An 18,065-nucleotide genomic window follows, 5' to 3' on the forward strand; every position below is an offset into this window, starting at 1 on the left:
GTGCGGGGGGACGTCGCGGCGCAGGCGGTCGTCGTTCGAGTCGGCCCGGTCGTCGCCCCAGCCGGTGTCGGAGTCGTCGGCGCTGCGGCTCGGGATGAGCGGGGAGTCGTCGACCGGCCTGCGGGGTCGGTCCGTGGGCTCCGGGCGGGGCTCGGTCGGAGTGGTCACGCTGCCGATTGTCCCACCGCGCGAGGGGTCGGCGACGGCAGCCGACCGGGCGGGCCGGCTGCCGTGCTCGCGGCGCGGGTCAGGCGAGGGGCGGGTGACCGGGATCGCCGACGCCCGTCGCCCTGCCGGTCACCCCGGGACCCCCGCTGCCGGGCGCCTCGGTGGTGCCGGGGGCGGACGACGGCCCGGCGTCCTGGCGGAGGGCCGGGCTCGACTGGGCGGCGAGCAGGTCGCGGATCTCCTGGAGCAGCAGGATGTCCTCGGACGGGCGCGCCGGCTCCGCCTCGATGCCGCGCTTGCGGCGCTCCGCGAGCTTGTTGAGCGGCAGCACGATGAAGAAGTAGATCGCCGCCGCGGTGATGAGGAACTGCAGCAGGGCGTTGAGGATCAGGCCCATGTTGATCTGGGCCTCTCCCGCCGCCCCGATCTTCCAGATCTCGGAGATGTCGGGCTGGCCGAAGATCATGGCGATCAGCGGCGCGATGAAGCCGTTCTGGATCGCCGTGATCACCCCGCTGAACGCGGCGCCGATGACGACACCGACGGCCAGCTCGATCGCGTTCCCGCGGGAGATGAAGTCCTTGAACCCCTGCAGGACCTTGCCGGCGCCCCGGGCGCCCTCGGTCGCGGTGCGCAGGCCCTTGTTCAGTACGTCGCTCATGCGGTGAAGACCCCCGGTGTGCTGCGGCGATTCGCCCGCATCATCCCACGATGACCGCGCTGAGCACGCGCGACGCGGCTGCGCCGCTCAGGGCGACCGAGTCCTCCGGCGCCACCGCGAGCAGGACGGGCGCGCTCTCGGCCGCGGCGGTGCTGCCGCCGAGCAGGCCGCCGCCGGAGCCCGTCGCCGGGTCGGCGTCGCCGCCGGGGCGCGCGAGCACGACCGCGGCGCGCGCCAGGCGCGTCGCGTCGTCGCCGTCGTGCAGGGCGGCCGCGACCACGTCGACGCGCATGCCCGGCGTCAGCACGTCCGCGACGCCCGCGTCGGCGAACCGCACCGGGACGACGACGGTGCCGGGCGGGCCGGTGGCGCCGTCGTCGACGAACAGCCCCGGGACGAGCGGCAGCCCCGCGGGCACGGCGACCGCGAGGCGACGACCGCCGAGCGCCTCCGCGTCCGCGCCGACGAGCTCGTCCGCGCCGGTCCGCGTCGACCGGGACCCGCCGTCGCCCGCGAGGCCCGCCGGCACCAGCGCGAGCGGCACCTCGGCGAGCCGCACGTCGCCCGCGGCGAGCACCGCACCGACCGCCAGGTCCCGTGCCGCGACCGGGACCCGCGCGGTCGGCGGGTCGGCCGGCCGCGCCAGCCCGACCGCGACCAGCGCGGCCAGGCCGGCGCACAGCGCGGCGAGGGGGCGTCGGACGCGCCAGCCGATCAGGCGGAGCCGACGCCGGACGGGCTCGGGCAGCGGATCGGTCAGGGGCACGCCCCGACGCTAGGCAGCCCGCGCGCCGCCGTGGGCGCCCGACCGCCCGCTCTGGGGACGACGCGCGCCCGGCGGGCTGTGGAGGAGTCGGCGCCCGGCCGTCGTCAGCCCGCGGCGGGCTTCGCCGCGCTCGTCGAGGACGAGGACGACGACGCGGCGGGGGCCGCCGCGCTCGTGGTCGAGCCGGACGACGCCGTGCTCGAGGAGGACGTGCCGCCGGTGCTCGCGCCGGTCGTGGAGCTGGTGGTCGACCGCGAGTCGTTGCGGTAGAAGCCCGAGCCCTTGAACACGACGCCGACGGAGGAGAACACCTTGCGCAGCCGGCCGCCGCAGGCGGGGCACTCGGTGAGCGCCGCGTCGCTGAACGACTGGTGGATGTCGAAGGCGTGGCCGCACTCGGTGCAGGTGTAGGCGTAGGTGGGCACTGCTGTCTCCCGCGGATGACGTGACCTGGGTGGACGGGGGGCCGGTCGGCTGGCGTCACCGCCCGCGCGCCTGGCACTCCCGCTGTCCGAGTGCCAATGATACGCGTGGCCCGGATATTCCTCGCGAGCGGGCCCGGTCAGCCCCCGAGCCGCACCCAGCGCTCGGGCGTCGCCACCATGTCGACGGTCCGGTCGTGCGGCTCGTGCGGCAGCGGCCGGGTGGCGGCGTCGTACAGCTCCTCGGCAAACACCAGCGCGATGACCGGCGTCCCGGGCCGGGCGTGGGCGAGGGCGCGGTCGTACCAGCCGCCGCCCTGCCCGAGCCGGTTCCCGGCGGTGTCGACGGCGAGCGCGGGCGCCACGACGACGTCGACCTCGGCGATGGCGTCGGCACCCAGGGAGGGGCCGGAGGGCTCCGGCGGCCGGCCGGGCGCGCGCTCGAGCAGGTCGTGCCGGCCGGCGAACCAGGCCCACTCGCGCTGCAGGCCGGCGCCGAGCACCGGGAGCAGGACCCGGGCGCCGCGCGCGGCGAGCGCGTCGAGCAGCGGACCGGTGTCGGGCTCGGTCGGCCGGGCGCTGTACGCGGCGACCACGCCGGCGTCGGCGAGGGCCGGGATCGTCTCGACCACGTCGACGAAGGCCTCGGCGGCGGCGGCCCGCAGCCGGGGCGACCGGGCGCTCCGCGCGGCGCGGATGGCGGCGCGGAACGCGTCCTTCACCTCGGTGGTGCTGCTGCCGTCGGAGACGTGCGGATACGGCTGGGCAGCGGCGCTCATGGCACCCAGTCTCGCAAATCGCCCCGGTGCCGGGTAGGACCAAAGGGGTTGCACCGGCGCGGCCGGTGGGCGGCGGGTCCCGTCGGCCGGGCATGATGCGGGCATGAGATCCGTCCAGGACCAGCTCGCGGCGGTGCTCGCCGCGGTCGGACCGGTGGCCCCGCTCGACGTCGTGCTGGCCGACGCGTCCGGCTGCATCCTCGCCGAGGACGTCGTGGCCCCGGCGGACGTGCCGGACCGGCCGGTCGCCGCGTGCGACGGCTACGCGGTGGCCTCGGGCGACCTGCGCGGCGGCGCGCCGGGCGCGCCCCTGGTGCTGCCGGTGGCGCACGACGTGCTGGCGGGCGACCCGGCCGCGCTGCGGCTGGCCCCGGGCCAGGCGGTGCGGATCGCGTCGGGCGGGCCGGTGCCCGCGGGCGCCGACGCGGTGGTGCCCGCCGGGGACACCGACCGGGGGGCCGTGCGGGTCGCGCTGCACCGGGTGCCGGAGCCCGGCGAGCACGTCCGGGCTGCCGGGACGGACACGGTGCGCGGCACCGTCCTGGTCGCGGCGGGCACCCGGCTCGGGGCGCGGCAGCTGGCGACGGCCGCGGCGGCCGGGCGCGGGCGCCTGCGGGTGCACCCCGCGCCGCGCGTGGTGATCGTGTCGATCGGCTCCGAGCTCGTCGAGCCCGGCGGGCCGCCGCGGGACGGCGGCGTCTACGAGTCGGCGGGCCACGCGCTGGAGGCCGCGGTGCGGGACGCCGGGGGGACGCCGGTGCGGGTCGGCGTGGTGCCGGACGACCGGGCGGTGCTGAGCGAGGCGCTGGAGGACCAGCTGGTGCGCGCGGACGTGGTCGTGACCACCGGCGGGCTGTCGGAGTCGCAGCACGACACGCTCGCGGACGTGCTCGCGCCCCTGGGGACCGTGCGGTTCGACCAGGTGGCGATGGCACCGGGCTTCCGCCACGGGTTCGGCACCGTCGGCGGCGGGCTGGGCGCGGTGCCGCTGTTCGCCCTGCCCGGCCACCCGGTCGCGTCGCAGGTGGCGTTCGAGGTGTTCGTCCGCCCCGCGCTGCGGGCGATGGCCGGGCACACCGACCTGTTCCGGCCGTCGGTGACCGCCCGCGCGGACGTCGGCTGGCCGTCGCCCGCGGGCGTGCGGCAGTTCGTGCCGGCCGCGGTGGTCGGGACGCCGGGCGAGGGCTACCGGGTGACGCCGGTGGGCGACCCCGCCGTGCCGTCGATCACCGGGTTCGCGCGTGCCAACGCGCTCGCCGTCGTGGGCGAGCAGGACTCCGCCGTCGTCGCCGGGCAGGTCGTGCACTGCCTGGTGCTGGAGGGCTGATGCCGCGCGGCTGGCCCGTGGTGCTGACGGACGGCGACGTCCGGCTGCGCCCCCTGCGGCGGTCCGACGAGGCCGCCTGGATGCGGCTGCGCGCGGTGAACGCCGCCTGGCTCGAGCCCTGGGACGCGACCTCCCCGGAGCCGGTGACCGGTCGGCGGCCGACCTTCGGGCAGTTCGTCCGCACCCTCGACCGGCAGGCGCGGTCGGGCACCTCGCTGCCGTTCGCGATCGAGCACGCCGGGCAGCTGGTCGGGCAGCTCACCGTCTCCGGCATCACGTACGGATCGCTGTACTCCGCGTCGATCGGGTACTGGGTCGCGCAGCACGTCGCGGGGCGCGGGATCACGCCGACGGCCGTGGCCCTCGCCACGGACCACTGCTTCACCGCGGTCGGGCTGCACCGGGTGGAGGTGAACATCCGGCCCGAGAACCGGCCGTCGCTGCGCGTCGTCGAGAAACTCGGGTTCCGGGACGAGGGGCTGCGCGAGCGGTACCTGCACATCCAGGGCGCGTGGTGCGACCACCGGACGTTCGCCCTGACGACGGAGGACGTGCCGCGCGGGCTGCTGGCCCGCTGGCACGCGCGCCGCTCGTCCGGGGTCTGACCGATCCGTCCGCTCTGCCCGGTTTCGTCCGGGTGTGGCAGGCTGGGCCCGGCTCGCCGAATGACATCGGTGTGATTTTCACGCGGCGCGCCGCTCGACACGCCGCGACGGGTCCGGGGCCGGTGCCCACGCCGCACCTACCGTCGTGGAGTGTACGAATTCGCCGGACCGGCCGCCCTCGTGGTGGTCGGCCTGTGGATCGCGTACCTGGTGCCGCACAAGCTGCGGCACCGGCAGCAGCTGCTGGAGTCGCGGACCGACGACCGGTTCTCCGACGCCCTGCGGGTGCTCGCCGTGACCGGCCCGGAGGGCTCGGGTCGCCGGCGGCGCGCGGAGGTGGCGGGAGGAGTCCGGCAGGACTGCGGCCCGGTGGAGAAACGGGCCGGGCTGCTCACCCCGGGGACGGGGAACCGGCTCGCGAGGACGGAGAGGGGAGGGGCCGAGGTGGACCGACCGCACGGGACCCAGGACAGGATCGGCGCCGACGCCGCCCGTCGCGCCGCGCAGCTGCAGGCCGCCCACGCCGCGGCGACCGCCCGGCGGGGCGCCGCCGCGCGCCGCCGCGGTGCGCTCGCCGGGGTGCTGCTGGCCGCGACCGTCGTCGGGTGGGTCGTCGCGGGCGTCACCGCGCTCGGCGTGCTCGCCGGCGTCGTGCCGACCGTGCTGCTCGCCGGCGTGCTCGGCCTCGGCCGCCGCGCCGTCGTGCAGGGGCGCCTGGCCGAGGAGGAGTGGCAGCGCCGGATCGACGAGGCCACCGCGCCGCTCCGCGAGCGGGCCGCCCGCCCGGGCCGCAAGGGCGCCGCCGGTCGCGCCGTGCGCCCGTCGCTCACCGAGACCCAGGCGATCGAGCGGGTCCGCGCCGACGCCCCCTTCCGCACGTCGACGCGGGTGCGCGACGGCGGCCGCGAGGGCGACACCTGGACGCCGGTCGCCGTGCCCCGGCCGACCTACGCCACCAAGGCACCCGCGCCGCGCCGCGAGCCCGCCCCGCTGGGCGAGGTCGAGGGCTCGACGCACGCCGCCCCGGCCCCCGCGGCCGTCCGGCTCGATCGACCTCAACGCCGTCCTGGCGCGCCGCCGCGCCGCCGGCCAGTAGGGCGCGGCGAGCGGTGTCGTGAGCACCCCGGATCGGGTGCTAGGCTGGTCACCGCTTCAAGGGGCTGTGGCGCAGTTGGTAGCGCGTCTCGTTCGCAATGAGAAGGTCAGGGGTTCGAATCCCCTCAGCTCCACCGGCACGAAGGCTCGGGATCATCACGATCTCGGGCCTTTCGTCATGTTTGCCTCTGGAAGCCCGGGGGACATCTGGGGGAACATGTCGCCGTGCGAGACGATCCGGACGTCGTGCCGGTCTACGACCGTGTCGCGCTTCAGCTCGTCGAAGCCAGCGCACTCTCCGGCGCTTCGACCCTGTTCCTGCGTGCACGTGCTCACTACGAGGACGAACTCACGGTGCACTGGATCACGGCGGGCAGTTCTCGCGGCCTGGTCCGCGTGGCGGAGTTCGCGCCGTGGCTCGCCGCCTGGCGCCAGTACGGTCCCAGGTCGACCGACATCGAAGAACTGAGGAGGTGGACGTACGTGCGACGCCCCGAGCCGCAGATTGCGTACAGCTTCGTCGCGTGCTCCGTCCGACAGGCCGCCGACCGCGTCGGGGTGTCTGAGACGACCCTGACGAAGGCGATCGATGACGGCTACCTCATTGCGCACCGCGCCGGCGACAAGGGTGGGAAGCGCATCATCCGCGCCGTCGATCTCGACGAGTGGGTCCAGTCGCTGCCGACCGAGCGTGTCGGCGAACGGTGGAGTCACTGGGCCTGATCGTGCCGGCGCGGGTCGACCACCGCCTCGGCCCATGTGGGCAGGAGACCACCTTGCCGTTGCCATGAGTCGACGGTGTAGGTGATGCCCATCCGACGGAGCAGGTTGGACACGATGCAGTAGCGGATAGCCGCAGTGCGGTTCCGCCCTGGGGGCATTGCGCTGAAGTCTCGGCGCGAGAGGATCGCCTGCCACTCTCGGAAGGCAGTCGCGTCTACGAGCCAGCTGCGCCCCGCGCGAGCGCCGGGGAGGATCGCTTCTGTGATCCACCTCCGCACTGCCTCGATCGGCACCTCGAGTTCGCCCGCGACACGCTCGGCAGGGATGGCGTCTTGGAAGTCGACGATTGGCTCCGGCGGCGGGTTCACTCGCCCTGGTCGTGGCGGCGGGAGGATCCGCCGCCTGGGGTTGTCGGGCTGCTCGACAGCCGCGTTGCCGCGGAGCGTGAGCCACAGTCCCAGCTCGATTACGTCGTACCGCCAGCCGCCTGCCAGGCGGTAGGCAGGTACCTCGCCCGACGCGGCCGCGCTGGTGAGCCACGACGGGGTGACCGCCAGCAGCTCAGCCACTTCCTTCGTGGTGAGCAGCCGGTCCGCCATGAGTCCATGATGGTCGCCCGCTGCCACTGCGGTGTACGGGCTGTGCTGCCACCCTCTTGGCATGAGTCTTCAGCGACGCGACAGGCGAGTGGTGGCTGCCAACTGGGCGCTAGTGCTGAGCAGCGGCGTTGTAGCCCTGATCGCAGTCGTGAGCGCATTGCTCCTCGACGACTCGAGTTGGCCCTGGTTCGTCGCTGCTGTTGCGACGGGCGTCTGTGCGGCCGGCGTCGTCAGATTGCGCCGCGCCTCGAGTCAGCCGTAGTCCGACGCTCTGACGACAGAGGTCGTTCGGTGGAGCGTGCGGGTGTGCCACACTTCGCCATGCTCACTTCTCACAACGCGCGCGTGCTGCTTGTCGAGGACGACCCGGGCGATCGCCTCCTGGTGGAGGAGGTGTTCGATGAGCACGGGGCGTCGGGCAATCTCGTGTCCGTCGAGGATGGTGCGATGGCGCTCGACTTCCTTCAGCGGCGCGGTGAGTATGCCAAGGCCGAGCGTCCCGACCTGGTGCTGCTCGACCTGAACCTGCCGAAGGTCAACGGCCGTGAGGTCCTGGAGCAGGTCAAGTCGGACCCGGAGCTGACGTCGATCCCGGTCATCGTGCTGACGACGTCCTCGTCCGAGGAGGACGTCCTGCGGGCCTACGCCTCCCACGCCAGCGCGTATGTCACCAAGCCCTTGAACTGGGACGAGCTCAGTGGGGCGGTGCGACGTATCGGGGAGTTCTATCTTGACGTCGCACGTCTGCCTCGGCGCCCGAGGGCTTAACTCCGCGAGGGGCAGCGCACAATCCGGGCGAAGTGGCGAAGGCTGCCGCTCTCATCGCTGGAAACCCACTCGCCGTCGACACACATGCCGATCAGGTAGAGGTAGCGCTGGGCGATGGCACGCAGGGGCGGGTCCTGCCCTGCGGGGAGGCGCAGGTGCTCTCGCGCGAGGGGTCGGCCGTGAAGGTCGGTGAGGCTGAGCGTCCACATCACCCCCGCCCCTTCTTCTCGGGGATGGTGCAGCACGACGACTTGAGCTCGGCGTAGCGCCAAGCCTTCGAGGTCGACGAAGCGAGGCAGGGGACTTCCGGGGTTCTCCGGCATGTCTTCCTATCGGTCGACTACGTCGAGGTGTGACCCGTCCTGAGGGATCTCCGCGGCGGTGCGCGCACCGCGGCCCGCCGCGATGCGTGATCGAAGCGGGCCGCCCCCTGCGGAAAACGGGCGCGCCGGTGCGGGGTCCGCGGCTGTTCCCGTGCCGGGCCAGCCGCAGGTCGCTCGAACCTACGACGATCTCGGTCACGGTGACTAGAGGGGGGAGGGATGCCATCGGATCTCGAACGCGGCCGCCAAACGTCGCGAGGGCGCCCGGCGGGTTTACCGTCGGCTGATCGTCGGGCAGCGGCCCCCTTGCTGCCCCAGCGATAGCGAGCATCGATCCGCGGTCCTGGCGGAGCGACCCGTACGGTGCCTGCAGGACGGGTCGTTTCGTGCTCCGGCACGGTTCCAGGTCGCCGCCCGGGACGTAAGCCTCTGCGTCGCGGGAGCAGTCGTGTGAGGCTCTAATCGTCGTCTGGAGTTCCACCAGGAGAGCGCCAGGCGGCTGGCGTCACCGTCGGCGTACGTGAGCGCCGGCGGTGGCGCCGCGGCTCATCGTGGCTGTCCAAGACAGGGCGGGCCACCCGACTCGTCACTGGGATCGCTCGAGCACACGCCGTGCGGCCACGTACAGAGTGACGTCGTCGCGCACCGACTCGGCGACGAGGGCCTTGAGCGCGAGGTCGGCCTCCACGCCGTAACTCTGCATGAGGACGCCCACGGCTTGCTGGACGATGTCGTGCCGGGCGAGCTCGGCGCCCATGCGGCCCCACGGTCCTGGCTGTGCACGGCGAACCTACTCAGCCAGCCCGCGCGAGGCAGGTCGCGAAGCAGTACGTTCCACCACAGCGCGACGTCGCTCAGGACGGTCGGTGGCGCCGTGTCAGCGGAGAATGCAGCAGCGCCGTCCTCCGCGCCTCACGACGGCTGCGAACGGCGTTCGCCCGTTCGGGTGTGGTCCCAGGCTTCCCTGACCTGTCAGGCCCACGATGAGGTCATGGAATGGCACACAGCAGGTGAAACCGCTGTCGGGCATGCGATCGGGGTGAGATACGTCGTGTCCCGCGACCGGATCGGGTGGTTCTTCTCCTGGGACTTCGACCCGCCTACCCTCGGTCGCCCAGGGACGGTCACCTGCCGGTTCGACAGCCTCGAGCTCGCGCGCGCTGCCGCGGAGGACCACTGGCGCATTCACTGAGGCTTCGGTCAGGGTTCGACGTCAAGCGCGCCGAGTACACCCGTCACCTCGAGCGTTGTCTCGACCAAGGGATCCAACCCGCGCACCCGCAGCCGCGCGTCCCGTTCCCGGCACAGCGCGATCATGCTCGCGAGCAGACCGACGGTAGAGGAGTCCGCGAACGTCACCCGGCTCATGTCCACCAGTTCGACGTCACACAGCAGCGGGGCGACGCTGCCGGCGGTCGGCTCCGGCGCGCCCGTCGCGCGCGCGAAACTCACCGACCACGACGAGGTCGATCTCGCCGGACATCCGCAGCACTGTTCGGTCCTCGTCGACCCAGATGCGTCCAGGAACCTGATCGGTCGGCCCCGGCTGATCGAAGCTGCGAGCGGCGTTCACGCCATGAGTATGCGGGCTAGATCGCCCTCGCACGGACCACATCACCCGACAGATCGGGTGGCGATGTCGACGGACCCCTTGCCGCGACAGGTTCGAGGCGAGTTTGCTGGAACACGAGCGCCTCGCCAAGCAGGAGGACTAGCGTGAACCGCCTCGGCTTCGAGCGACTGAGGGTCGCGATGCTGCACGACGCACAAGACCAGGACCGTCAGGTGGTGTGGACACTCAGCGTGATGAGCCTGGCCGGCGAGCCCGTCGCGCTCGACTCGCTGGGCATCGGCATCGAGGAGGAGGCCCCGCTCACCGCGGCCGAGCAACGGCTCCTGCGGGCCGGCCTTGTCGTCGGTGGTGGGTGGTTCAGCAGCCCCGACAACTACCGGCCCCGCTATTACGCCCCCGTCGTGCTTGAAGGCTCCTCCTCGAACTCTGACACGAACGGGTCGTCCGTGCGGAGGGGCTCGCTATAATCGGCGCTCGGTCCGCTCCCGTCGGCCCCCTGCCGGGAGCGGATCCCCCTCACGACTGCCTGGTCCACGGCGTCCTCAACGGGCGGTCGACCCAGCGTGGGAGGGCGGGCCACCACTCGGTGTCGTCGTCGAGGCTCGACCATGTCTGTCCGCTCGGTCGCGCAGGCCTCGTCAACCGCAGACCCGGACTGTGCCGGCTGCACGGTGACCAGCACGAGGACGCGATGTTCGTGCTCGTGCTACCCAACGACGACGAGTGGTGGTTCTGCGAGGCCACCCAGCAGCTCACGCAGGGAACGGCGGTTCTGTGATGCGGTCGTTCCCGCCGGGCTTCACGTCGAGCCCTCCTCTGCCGAAACGGGACTGGATGCGGCGCCCCGTCATGGGGCCCGAGGCGCCCGACGTTCACCTGCTCTGGGGCGACGGGCGGTGGGCAGCCCGGGGCACGCTCGACATGCACGGTCTCTGGGGCCACGGCGCCGATGCGACGGTGGGAAGCCTGGTAGCCGGCGCGTGTCGAGAGGCCGTTCTGCTCGCGCTACGGCGCGTCGATTGGGAAGCCTGGGTGTTCGAGGAGCACCACGTTCTGGTCCCGGTTCCGCACCATGTGCAGCCGGAGCCCGTGCTGGTGCTGGCGGGGTCGCTTACCCGCTGAGACCAACGAACGAGGAAGCGCCCCCGCCCTCCCGGAGGAGGACGGGGGCGCTGTCGTGCCGTTGCTGCTTTACCTGACGAAGAAGGACTGGCTCCAGTCGGGGTTGGTCCGTCCGTCGAGGGTCGCGCGCCACTCGTAGCGCTGGCCCGCGACGAGCGGCAGGCCCGGCCCGATGTTGACGGTCAGGGGGATCCTGACCTCGGACCCGGCCGGCAGTCCCGGCGGGCGCCCCGCCTGCGTCTGAGCCGTCACATTCAGCGGCTGGTCTCCGAACGGCCCCGGCACGGTGACCGGGTGCCCGTCGGCATCCACCAGCTCGAGAAGGAGCTCGATGTCCCTGTTCGTCTCGTCCCAGCCGACATCGAGCAGCACCACGACCGCCATGGGCGGCGTCGGGGTGCCAGTGGTGTTCCACCCCAGCCCGAGCGAGTGGACCTTGCCCATCGCCTCCTGAGCGGCGTCGGCCAGGAGCAGCGTCAGCCTCATGCCGTTGCGAACGACGCGGTGTGCGTCGGCGTCGCCGGCACCAGGGTCACAGTGGCGGAGGACGTGATCGCCGCCGAGGTGGAGCCCGTCGACGAAATGGCTGCCCCGCTCGTGATCGAGATCGGTGCTGAGATCGTCTCAGTGCTCATTCGAACTCCCTTGCAGTCGTAGCGGGCTTCCCCTTCCCGCTGTGATCGGCATCATGACACCGATCTCTGAGCGTTTTCACGTGAACCACGAACTACAGAGGTGTCGTTTCGTCAGCGGGTCAGGCCGCGAGGTGCTGCGGCCCGTCGTCGGGCTCGAGGCCGGTGTCGCCGACGGGCTGCTGCTCGGGGAGCCAGTCCTTCAGCGTCCGCAGGAGGGTGACGAGGACGGCGCCGCCGACGGTGACGGCGAAGGCGTACCAGTCGACGTCGTTGATGACGACGACGCCGAGCAGCATCGGGGCGCCGACCTGGCCGAGGGTCTTCGCCGAGCGGACGAGGACCGCCCGCCACAGCGGGACGGTCTTGCCGTCGACCTCGGGGAGGCCCGCGAGCGACGTGACGAGCGAGGCGATCGCGGAGAGTGCGGCGACCGAGACCACGTACAGCGGGGTGACCTCGCGCGCGACGAGCAGGGTTGCCAGCGGGATCAGGGCGGCGATCGCGGTGTTCGCGGCGCGGGCGCCGGCGGACTCCCACCAGGCGGGGGTGAACAGGTTCATGAGCGTGCTCCTCGGGGCTCGGGGCGGGCGGTGGTTACTTCTTCGCCGCGGCGGCCGCGGCCTCGGGGGAGTACTGGATCGCGTACTGCTGGGCGGCGAGGGTGCTGCCGGCGGCGACCTGGGTCGTGCGGTCGTCGACGTCGGCTTGGGAGAACTCGCGCTTGAGGAAGGTCCGGGCCCACTGCCGCAGGTACGCCGGCGCGGCGGCGATCTCCTTGAGTCGGGTGCCGATGCGGCCCTGCTCGTTCTGCATCTCGAGGAGCTTCGACAGGAGGGTGTTCGTGCCGTCGGTGGTCGCGGTGCGGTCGACGAGCGGCTTGCCGTGGGCCTCGTAGGCGCGGATGAACGGGTCGAGGCCCGCGTTGCCCGAGACCTTCGCGATCGGCAGGCAGGCCTTCCACACGCCCAGGTCGGCGTTGATCGGCGAGGCCGGGACGGGCTTGAGCCCGGCGAGCGGGGTGAACGTGTAGTAGGCGAGGTCGGAGCCGTTGGTGTGCTCGACGAGGATCATCGTGTCCTCCTGGGACAGGTCCGGGGCGATGGGCGGCGCGGGTGCGGTGAGGTCCGGGACGGTGGGCGTGGCCGTCCCGCCGCCGATGGGGTTGGTGACGGTGCCCGCGCCGCCGCCCACGTGGTTCCAGTGCCAGGCCTCGTTGATCGCCCGGCCCTCGGCGTTCGACCAGCCGCGCGGCTCGGCGACCGCGGCGAATTGCTTGTAGCGGGTGCCGTTGAACCCGCCGAGGTTCGCGACGTCGACCGTGATCCCCAGCCCGTGGTTCGAGGTGCCCGGCACGGCTGCCGCGGCGTACCCGGCCTTGAGGTACCAGCGGCGGCCCTGCCAGACCTTGAAGGGCCGGCCGGGCAGGTACGTGGTGGTGTACCGCTGGCGGAAGATCCGCTCCTGCGTCGCGTAGTCCCGGTACGCGTCGGTGAGCGTCAGGACCCACCCGTACACCGCGAGGATCACCGCGGCGACGACCGCGAGCGAGGCCTCGGCCGTCGCGGTCAGGCGCAGCGACGGCTGCGACCTGACCGGGGTGAGGGTGCGGGTGTCGATCAGGCCGTTCGCCACGGCGGGCCTCCTCAGATCTCGATGAGCGCTTCGGGGTACGGGGGGACGTCCTCGCCGGCCTCGTCCAGGGCGTTGCGCAGGACGTGCACGTAGTCCGACAGCAGACGGACCTCGCGGCGCAGGGCGCGGACCTCGTCGCGCACGGAGTCCTCGCGGTGCGAGCGGCGCGCGAGGACGGCGGTCAGGGCGGCGGCCAGGACGACTCCGATCGTGGTGACGACGGCGGTCACGACACCGAGCGGCAGGTACACGCCTGCCTCGGTCGCGGCGCGGGTCACGGGTTCCGCAGCCGGGAGGTGTTCGACACACCCCCGGCGATCGCGAGGAACGCGCCGGCGAGGATCCACTGTCGGTTCCCGCCGGGCTGGGCGATCCACCCGATCCCGTACAGCAGGCCCCACCCGCAGCACAGGCCGGCGACGGAGGCGAAGCCCGCGACGTCCCACCATCGCCGCACGGCGCGGTCACGACGCCGGAACGCCCCGATCACGGCCGCGAGCGCCGCGGCGCCCCACAGGGCGGCGTAGACCCACAGGGGTACGACTGAGGCCAGGGCGCGCAGTCCCCAGGGCAGGGACTCGGCGGTGGCGGGCGGCAGGCAGGACACGGCGACGACGACTGCGAGCGCGGCCCAGCACAGCAGGACGCTGCCGCGGGGCCCGTTCAGCCGGCGGATGATCCGGTCGGGCATGGCTCTCCCAGGGTTGGGGCAGCGGCTCGCGCTGCTCAGAAGTCGTAGACGCGGTAGATCTCGTAGGTGCTCGACCCGAAGACGGTGAGCGTGCCGCCCGACGTCACGGCGTTCATGTAGACCGTGAGGGTGCCGCTGTACCCGTGGGCGACGGTGAAGAACCCGACCATCTCGACGTCGGCGTAGGACGAGCCCGGGATCGAGCGACGCAGCTCGCGGGTGCCGCCGGGGTGCACGAGCGTGGTCGTGAGGGTGCCGGTGGCAACGTTCTGCCCGAGCGAAGCCTTGATCACGACGGCGTACACCCCAGGCCAGATGACGCCGCTCAGGGTCGTGCCGATCACCTGGATCGAGGTCCCCGCGTTCACGGTGGCGTCGCCCGCGTAGGACGAGCGGGCCGCGGCCCACTTGCGGGTCGAGCTGTTCGCCCAGATGTTCTTGAGCGAGTAGACCTGCACCTGGTCCCCGAACGTCGCCCCGCCGGTGACGTCGAGGGAGCCCTGGACGCTGGCGTTCTGGGCGACGACGTTGCCGAACTTGGCGGTGATCGGGTCGATAGACACCGCCATGACGCCGGCGTCGGTCCACATCCGGAACAGCCCGGGCGACAGGTCCATCGACTGCACGCCGACCGGGTAGACCGCGACGTCGTCGACGCACAGGTAGTTCGTCGTGGTCATCCCGGCCGCGCGGCGGTTCTGGATCTGCAGCTGCGCGGCCATCGCGCCGGCCGGGGCGGTGTGGTCGGCGGTGGGGACGCCCGCGTACTTGGCGCCGGAGGACGGGACGTACCCGACGAACAGGTTGTTCCAGCCGCCGACCGCGGCGCCGGTGGCGTCGTAGTACCGGATCCACACGGCCACGCCGGCGTTCACCGCCGTGGTGTTCATGACGGCGAGGGTGGTGCGCAGGACCTCCCCGGCGCGGACCTCGAACCGGTCGCTGTAGAGCTTCGCGCCGTCGTCGCCGGCGCCGTTGTTCACCAGGACGGCCTTGCCGTTGCCGGAGAACGCCGCGGTGGCGGTCTTGTACTCGAACGCGAACGCGGTGCCGTGCGCGCCGGCCTCGAACGACCACCCGGGGATCGTGGTGCGGCTGCCCGGGACGGCGGGACCGGTGGCCTGGGTGATCTCGAACCCGGAGTTCGCGACCCGCTGGGTGCGGAAGATGCCCAGGGCCATCTGATCGGCGGTGATGCTGCCCGCGGCGATCTTGTCCGCGGTGATCGCACCGGCGGCGATCTTGCTCGCCGTGATCGCGTTCGCGGCGATCTTGTCCGCCGTGACCGCCAGGGATGCGAGCTCGCGCGTCGTGATCGCCCCGGCGAGCAGCCGGTCGGCGGTGATCGTCTCGGCGGCGATCTGCGCGGCCGTGATCGTCTCGGCGGCGATCAGCAGGCCGCTGATCGCCAGCACCTGCCAGGCGGTCCCGTCCCATCGCCACTGCGCGGTGACGTGGCCGTCCCCGTCGATCTTCCACCACAGGTCGCCGACCGCGGCGCCGTCCTCGTCCGGGTCGCCCGTCGAGCGGATGATGGTGGTCTTCTTCGCGAGCTCGTCCTCGATCGCCGCGGTGTCGACCAGGTCGGCCACCTCGACGGTGACCTCCTCCGACAGCGGCGACACCTTGCCCGCGAGGGACCGGGACGCCAGGCGCACGTAGTACGTGCCGGCCTCGCGGCGAGTCACGATCTCCGCGCCCTGCGGGGTCTCGATCGTGCCCACCAGGTGCGCCGGCATCGGGTCGATGATCGGCGCGGCAGAGACGTAGACCTCGACGCGGGCGAAGTCCATCGGCGTGAGCGCGCCCTCGAGGAACCCGCCGTCCCACGCGATGCTCGCCATGCCCGGGGCGCCCTCGGCGATCGGCGCGGTCGGGGTTGGCGGGACCGGCCCGGCGAGCGTCACCGAGCCGAACGTCCCGTCGTGCTGCTCGCCGGTGCGGGTCGTGATCTGCCCGTCGACCGTGAACCCGTCGATCGCGCCGCCCTCGATCGCCGACAGCCCGAGATCCGGGGTGTGCGCGCCGGCGTCGATCTGCCGCTGCAACCGCGTGATCCGGCGCGCGAGCTCACGGATCGCCGCAGTCGGCTGGGGGTCGTCCGCTCCTGCGGCAACGGTCACGTCATACCTCCACCAGGTCCAGGACTGCCCGGTCGCTGCCGGGAGAGGTCTCGATCGATGTGATTCGCACCCAGCGGTCGATCGCGTAGTCGCCGACCTGACCGGCGACGAACACCTCGTCGCCGGCCGCGAGCGCCGCGATCGGGGTGTTGGGGTGGTCGATGACGGTGATCTGGTCGAGCAGAGGGCTGCCGTCGCGCCACGCGAGGTCCGCGCGGGCGACGGTGGACAGGTCGTCGCGGGTGCGGGCGGAGGTGTCGGTGTAGACCAGGACGCGGCGCACGCCGGCCGCGGCGCGTGTGAGCTGGGCGCGCACGCGGGTGCGGCCGGTGCCGGCGCCCAGGGCGTGCACCTCCGTGGCGTACAGGTCGTCCCCGCCTGTCAGGTCGGGGGTGAGGATGACGTTCTCCCCGACCACCAGGCGCAGGTCGGTGCGGCGGGCACCGAGCGCCGGGTAGCCGAGCCGGAGCCGGTGCACCAGCGCGGTGCGGTCGGCGTTCCAGCTCGTGTCCTCGGCGTAGTCGAACGGGGTCTCGGTGGCGAGCTTGTCGATCGTCGAGCCGAGGTCGGTGGTCGACCACCACTCGAGCCGGAACGGGCCGGCCTCGAACGAGACCGACTCGCCGGTCTCGGTGGTGAACTCGACCTGCTCGGCGTCGGTGCCTACCCGCACCGGACTGGTGGTCGAGTCGACCTGCACGCGGAGGTTGCCGTTCGGCTGGGACTGCAGGTGCGCCCAGATCATCCGCACGACCGCCAGCGGGTCGACCTGTACCAGCGCCTGGGTATCCCCGAGCCACGGCATCTCACCGGGGTACCCGGCGCGCCCCATCACGTCGACGGCGACGCGCTGCCCGGTGACGCCGCCCGCGGCGGTCAGCAGGCCACCGACGGCGACCTGCCCCGCGGGGTTCTCGGCGTACACCGAGCACTCCCACGGGCGCAGCCACGCCGGGGCGTCCCCGACGACTGTGCCGGTGAGGCGGTCCGGGCCGGAGAGCACCTCGGTCAGCCGCACACCGGCGAGCTGGACCTCGCCGAGGTACGCACCCGACGGCTCCGCGAAGCACACGTAGCGCCAGGTGCCTGCCATCAGACCGTCTGCTCGGTGAACTCGATGTCGATCGAGAGCGAGGTGTAGCCCTGCCGCGCACGCAGCGCCCCGGGGCCCGCCTGGAGGACACCACGGAGCTTCATCTGACGGTTCGTCCCCGCGGTGCCAGCGTTCAGCGGGATCGGGCCGCCGGCGACGATCATCGCCTCGACGACGCCCGCCTGCTCGGCCTGGAACTGGACGTCCGCCGGGCTGCCGGCGCCGTCCAGGACGAACCGGATGACCCCCGTCGCCGAGCCGCCGACCGCGTTGACCCCCGTGAGGATGGCCTGCGCGCTGTAGTGCGTGGCCCAGGCGGGCACCGCGACCACCGGCTGCACAGACGCCGGCCAGTCGACGAAGACGGTCGACGAGAGGTCCTGGGCGACAGTGACCTGAGACGCCAGCAGCGACCGCTTGGACCGCGGCCGCGCGAGCTCGCGCAGGCTGGTGATCATCCCCGTGGTGACGGTCGCGTTCGACGGAGGCTGCGTGATTCCGGCCAGCGGCTCAGCCGGGTAAGCCAGGCCCGCGCAGTACGCCCGCGCCGCCGCAGGCGAGGCGATCGCCGACGCCGGGACGCTCTGCAGCACCTCGAAGACGGCACCCGGCGCCTTGTCGGCCGGGACGGTCTGGAACTCCGGGTCGTACACCCGGGCGATGACCATGTCGGTCCGCGACCCGCTCGACCCGGTCGCCGGGACCGGGACCTCGCGCTGCACCTGGTCGTACAGGGCGTAGGACTGCTGCCCCCCACCCGGGTAGCGGTTCAGGACCGAAGCGGCGCCAGGCATCACCCGGACTGCACCACCCGGCACCGCGAGCGGCTGCACCTTGAACCCACCGGGCTCGACCACCCCGGGCGCCCCGCCGATCGCCACGTAGGCGAGGTTGCGGCCCACCGCCGCGGGCACGTCCACACCGTCGATCAGCCATGCAGACGGCATCAGCTCGCCCCTC

The 18,065-nt window shown here is 72.9% G+C and carries 25 protein-coding genes and 1 tRNA gene; 8 read left to right on the forward strand and 18 right to left on the reverse strand.

Annotation, left to right across the window (positions count from 1 at the left end):
* Window positions 1-247: 247 nt before the first annotated feature.
* From mscL to MHY85_RS02970, 4 genes are all read right to left on the reverse strand, one after another.
* Window positions 248-829, reverse strand: a complete 582-nt coding sequence (mscL, locus tag MHY85_RS02955) for a large conductance mechanosensitive channel protein MscL (RefSeq protein ID WP_239193002.1) — start codon at window positions 827-829, stop codon at window positions 248-250.
* 40 nt (window positions 830-869) lie between these two features.
* Window positions 870-1,595 carry an SAF domain-containing protein gene (locus MHY85_RS02960; protein ID WP_239193005.1) on the reverse strand — a complete coding sequence of 242 codons (726 nt, stop codon included), beginning with the start codon at window positions 1,593-1,595 and terminating at the stop codon, window positions 870-872.
* A 104-nt stretch (window positions 1,596-1,699) separates the two neighbouring features.
* On the reverse strand, window positions 1,700-2,020 hold the full coding sequence (locus tag MHY85_RS02965) for an FmdB family zinc ribbon protein (protein ID WP_239193008.1): 321 nt from the start codon (window positions 2,018-2,020) through the stop codon (window positions 1,700-1,702).
* A 137-nt stretch (window positions 2,021-2,157) separates the two neighbouring features.
* Entirely contained in the window at window positions 2,158-2,796 is a 639-nt protein-coding gene (locus tag MHY85_RS02970) for a 5-formyltetrahydrofolate cyclo-ligase (protein WP_239193010.1), read from the reverse strand.
* A gap of 103 nt (window positions 2,797-2,899) precedes the next feature.
* Between MHY85_RS02970 and glp the strand changes: the two genes are divergently transcribed.
* Window positions 2,900-4,123, forward strand: a complete 1,224-nt coding sequence (gene glp, locus MHY85_RS02975) for a gephyrin-like molybdotransferase Glp (protein ID WP_239193013.1) — start codon at window positions 2,900-2,902, stop codon at window positions 4,121-4,123.
* The gene (locus tag MHY85_RS02980; protein WP_239193016.1) at window positions 4,123-4,728 is read left to right on the forward strand and encodes a GNAT family N-acetyltransferase; all 606 of its coding nucleotides are present in this window, start codon (window positions 4,123-4,125) and stop codon (window positions 4,726-4,728) included. The genes glp and MHY85_RS02980 overlap by 1 nt, the downstream gene beginning before the upstream one ends.
* 78 nt (window positions 4,729-4,806) lie before the next feature.
* Here the strand turns inward: MHY85_RS02980 and MHY85_RS02985 are convergent, their stop codons facing one another.
* Window positions 4,807-5,850 carry a hypothetical protein gene (locus MHY85_RS02985; RefSeq protein ID WP_239193019.1) on the reverse strand — a complete coding sequence of 348 codons (1,044 nt, stop codon included), beginning with the start codon at window positions 5,848-5,850 and terminating at the stop codon, window positions 4,807-4,809.
* 34 nt (window positions 5,851-5,884) lie between these two features.
* Here MHY85_RS02985 and MHY85_RS02990 point away from each other — a divergent pair.
* Window positions 5,885-5,957, forward strand: a tRNA-Ala gene (locus tag MHY85_RS02990).
* A gap of 112 nt (window positions 5,958-6,069) precedes the next feature.
* Window positions 6,070-6,546 (forward strand): helix-turn-helix domain-containing protein, encoded by a 477-nt coding sequence (locus MHY85_RS21725; RefSeq protein WP_239193022.1) that lies wholly within the window; start codon window positions 6,070-6,072, stop codon window positions 6,544-6,546.
* Here MHY85_RS21725 and MHY85_RS03000 read toward each other — a convergent pair.
* Window positions 6,534-7,145 carry a helix-turn-helix domain-containing protein gene (locus MHY85_RS03000; protein ID WP_239193025.1) on the reverse strand — a complete coding sequence of 204 codons (612 nt, stop codon included), beginning with the start codon at window positions 7,143-7,145 and terminating at the stop codon, window positions 6,534-6,536. The two genes, MHY85_RS21725 and MHY85_RS03000, sit on opposite strands and share 13 nt — an antisense overlap.
* A 345-nt stretch (window positions 7,146-7,490) precedes the next feature.
* On the opposite strand from MHY85_RS03000, the gene MHY85_RS03005 reads away from it, so the two are divergent.
* A complete protein-coding gene (locus MHY85_RS03005; protein ID WP_239193027.1) occupies window positions 7,491-7,913 on the forward strand; it encodes a response regulator in 423 nt (140 codons plus the stop codon).
* A gap of 909 nt (window positions 7,914-8,822) precedes the next feature.
* On the opposite strand, the gene MHY85_RS03010 is transcribed toward MHY85_RS03005, so the two are convergent.
* Window positions 8,823-8,993: an ANTAR domain-containing protein gene (locus MHY85_RS03010; RefSeq protein WP_239193029.1), complete on the reverse strand. Its 171-nt coding sequence runs from the start codon at window positions 8,991-8,993 to the stop codon at window positions 8,823-8,825.
* A gap of 282 nt (window positions 8,994-9,275) precedes the next feature.
* Here MHY85_RS03010 and MHY85_RS03015 point away from each other — a divergent pair, with 282 nt between their 5' ends.
* The gene (locus MHY85_RS03015; RefSeq protein ID WP_239193031.1) at window positions 9,276-9,428 is read left to right on the forward strand and encodes a hypothetical protein; all 153 of its coding nucleotides are present in this window, start codon (window positions 9,276-9,278) and stop codon (window positions 9,426-9,428) included.
* Window positions 9,429-9,436: 8 nt separating this feature from the next.
* Here the strand turns inward: MHY85_RS03015 and MHY85_RS03020 are convergent, their stop codons facing one another.
* Both MHY85_RS03020 and MHY85_RS03025 read right to left on the reverse strand, forming a co-directional pair.
* Window positions 9,437-9,688, reverse strand: a complete 252-nt coding sequence (locus tag MHY85_RS03020; RefSeq protein WP_239193034.1) for an STAS domain-containing protein — start codon at window positions 9,686-9,688, stop codon at window positions 9,437-9,439.
* Entirely contained in the window at window positions 9,621-9,809 is a 189-nt protein-coding gene (locus MHY85_RS03025) for a hypothetical protein (RefSeq protein ID WP_239193037.1), read from the reverse strand. The genes MHY85_RS03020 and MHY85_RS03025 overlap by 68 nt, the downstream gene beginning before the upstream one ends.
* Window positions 9,810-9,952: 143 nt before the next feature.
* On the opposite strand from MHY85_RS03025, the gene MHY85_RS03030 reads away from it, so the two are divergent.
* Entirely contained in the window at window positions 9,953-10,276 is a 324-nt protein-coding gene (locus MHY85_RS03030) for a hypothetical protein (protein WP_239193040.1), read from the forward strand.
* A gap of 367 nt (window positions 10,277-10,643) precedes the next feature.
* Window positions 10,644-10,931 carry a hypothetical protein gene (locus MHY85_RS03035; RefSeq protein WP_239193043.1) on the forward strand — a complete coding sequence of 96 codons (288 nt, stop codon included), beginning with the start codon at window positions 10,644-10,646 and terminating at the stop codon, window positions 10,929-10,931.
* A 69-nt stretch (window positions 10,932-11,000) separates the two neighbouring features.
* On the opposite strand, the gene MHY85_RS03040 is transcribed toward MHY85_RS03035, so the two are convergent.
* The 9 genes from MHY85_RS03040 to MHY85_RS03080 form a co-directional block, all read right to left on the reverse strand.
* The gene (locus tag MHY85_RS03040) at window positions 11,001-11,417 is read right to left on the reverse strand and encodes a hypothetical protein (RefSeq protein WP_239193046.1); all 417 of its coding nucleotides are present in this window, start codon (window positions 11,415-11,417) and stop codon (window positions 11,001-11,003) included.
* Window positions 11,414-11,566, reverse strand: a complete 153-nt coding sequence (locus tag MHY85_RS03045) for a hypothetical protein (protein WP_239193049.1) — start codon at window positions 11,564-11,566, stop codon at window positions 11,414-11,416. Before MHY85_RS03045 ends, MHY85_RS03040 begins: the two co-directional genes overlap by 4 nt.
* A 119-nt stretch (window positions 11,567-11,685) precedes the next feature.
* On the reverse strand, window positions 11,686-12,126 hold the full coding sequence (locus MHY85_RS03050; protein WP_239193052.1) for a hypothetical protein: 441 nt from the start codon (window positions 12,124-12,126) through the stop codon (window positions 11,686-11,688).
* A gap of 34 nt (window positions 12,127-12,160) precedes the next feature.
* Window positions 12,161-13,198, reverse strand: coding sequence for a M15 family metallopeptidase (locus tag MHY85_RS03055; RefSeq protein ID WP_239193054.1), 1,038 nt, complete (start codon window positions 13,196-13,198; stop codon window positions 12,161-12,163).
* An 11-nt stretch (window positions 13,199-13,209) separates the two neighbouring features.
* The gene (locus MHY85_RS03060) at window positions 13,210-13,449 is read right to left on the reverse strand and encodes a hypothetical protein (RefSeq protein ID WP_239193056.1); all 240 of its coding nucleotides are present in this window, start codon (window positions 13,447-13,449) and stop codon (window positions 13,210-13,212) included.
* A gap of 23 nt (window positions 13,450-13,472) precedes the next feature.
* The gene (locus MHY85_RS03065) at window positions 13,473-13,889 is read right to left on the reverse strand and encodes a hypothetical protein (protein WP_239193058.1); all 417 of its coding nucleotides are present in this window, start codon (window positions 13,887-13,889) and stop codon (window positions 13,473-13,475) included.
* 35 nt (window positions 13,890-13,924) lie between these two features.
* Window positions 13,925-16,012, reverse strand: a complete 2,088-nt coding sequence (locus MHY85_RS03070) for a hypothetical protein (protein ID WP_239193060.1) — start codon at window positions 16,010-16,012, stop codon at window positions 13,925-13,927.
* A gap of 1 nt (window position 16,013) precedes the next feature.
* A complete protein-coding gene (locus MHY85_RS03075) occupies window positions 16,014-17,105 on the reverse strand; it encodes a hypothetical protein (protein ID WP_239193062.1) in 1,092 nt (363 codons plus the stop codon).
* Window positions 17,105-18,052, reverse strand: coding sequence for a hypothetical protein (locus MHY85_RS03080; protein WP_239193064.1), 948 nt, complete (start codon window positions 18,050-18,052; stop codon window positions 17,105-17,107). The genes MHY85_RS03075 and MHY85_RS03080 overlap by 1 nt, the downstream gene beginning before the upstream one ends.
* Between the last annotated feature and the right edge of the window lie 13 nt (window positions 18,053-18,065).

Origin of the sequence: Cellulomonas sp. ACRRI (assembly GCF_022346185.1) — a bacterium.
Classification (GTDB): Bacteria; Actinomycetota; Actinomycetes; order Actinomycetales; family Cellulomonadaceae; genus Cellulomonas.

Excerpts from the sequence above, each read along its gene's own strand:
- mscL (WP_239193002.1), bottom strand. The coding sequence starts at position 829 with ATGAGCGACGTACTGAACAAGGGCCTGCGCACCGCGACCGAGGGCGCC.
- MHY85_RS02970 (WP_239193010.1), bottom strand. The coding sequence starts at position 2,796 with ATGAGCGCCGCTGCCCAGCCGTATCCGCACGTCTCCGACGGCAGCAGC.
- glp (WP_239193013.1), top strand. The coding sequence starts at position 2,900 with ATGAGATCCGTCCAGGACCAGCTCGCGGCGGTGCTCGCCGCGGTCGGA.
- MHY85_RS02980 (WP_239193016.1), top strand. The coding sequence starts at position 4,123 with ATGCCGCGCGGCTGGCCCGTGGTGCTGACGGACGGCGACGTCCGGCTG.
- MHY85_RS03000 (WP_239193025.1), bottom strand. The coding sequence starts at position 7,145 with ATGGCGGACCGGCTGCTCACCACGAAGGAAGTGGCTGAGCTGCTGGCG.
- MHY85_RS03010 (WP_239193029.1), bottom strand. The coding sequence starts at position 8,993 with ATGGGCGCCGAGCTCGCCCGGCACGACATCGTCCAGCAAGCCGTGGGC.
- MHY85_RS03035 (WP_239193043.1), top strand. The coding sequence starts at position 10,644 with ATGCGGCGCCCCGTCATGGGGCCCGAGGCGCCCGACGTTCACCTGCTC.
- MHY85_RS03040 (WP_239193046.1), bottom strand. The coding sequence starts at position 11,417 with ATGAGGCTGACGCTGCTCCTGGCCGACGCCGCTCAGGAGGCGATGGGC.
- MHY85_RS03045 (WP_239193049.1), bottom strand. The coding sequence starts at position 11,566 with ATGAGCACTGAGACGATCTCAGCACCGATCTCGATCACGAGCGGGGCA.
- MHY85_RS03050 (WP_239193052.1), bottom strand. The coding sequence starts at position 12,126 with ATGAACCTGTTCACCCCCGCCTGGTGGGAGTCCGCCGGCGCCCGCGCC.
- MHY85_RS03065 (WP_239193058.1), bottom strand. The coding sequence starts at position 13,889 with ATGCCCGACCGGATCATCCGCCGGCTGAACGGGCCCCGCGGCAGCGTC.
- MHY85_RS03075 (WP_239193062.1), bottom strand. The coding sequence starts at position 17,105 with ATGGCAGGCACCTGGCGCTACGTGTGCTTCGCGGAGCCGTCGGGTGCG.
- MHY85_RS03080 (WP_239193064.1), bottom strand. The coding sequence starts at position 18,052 with ATGCCGTCTGCATGGCTGATCGACGGTGTGGACGTGCCCGCGGCGGTG.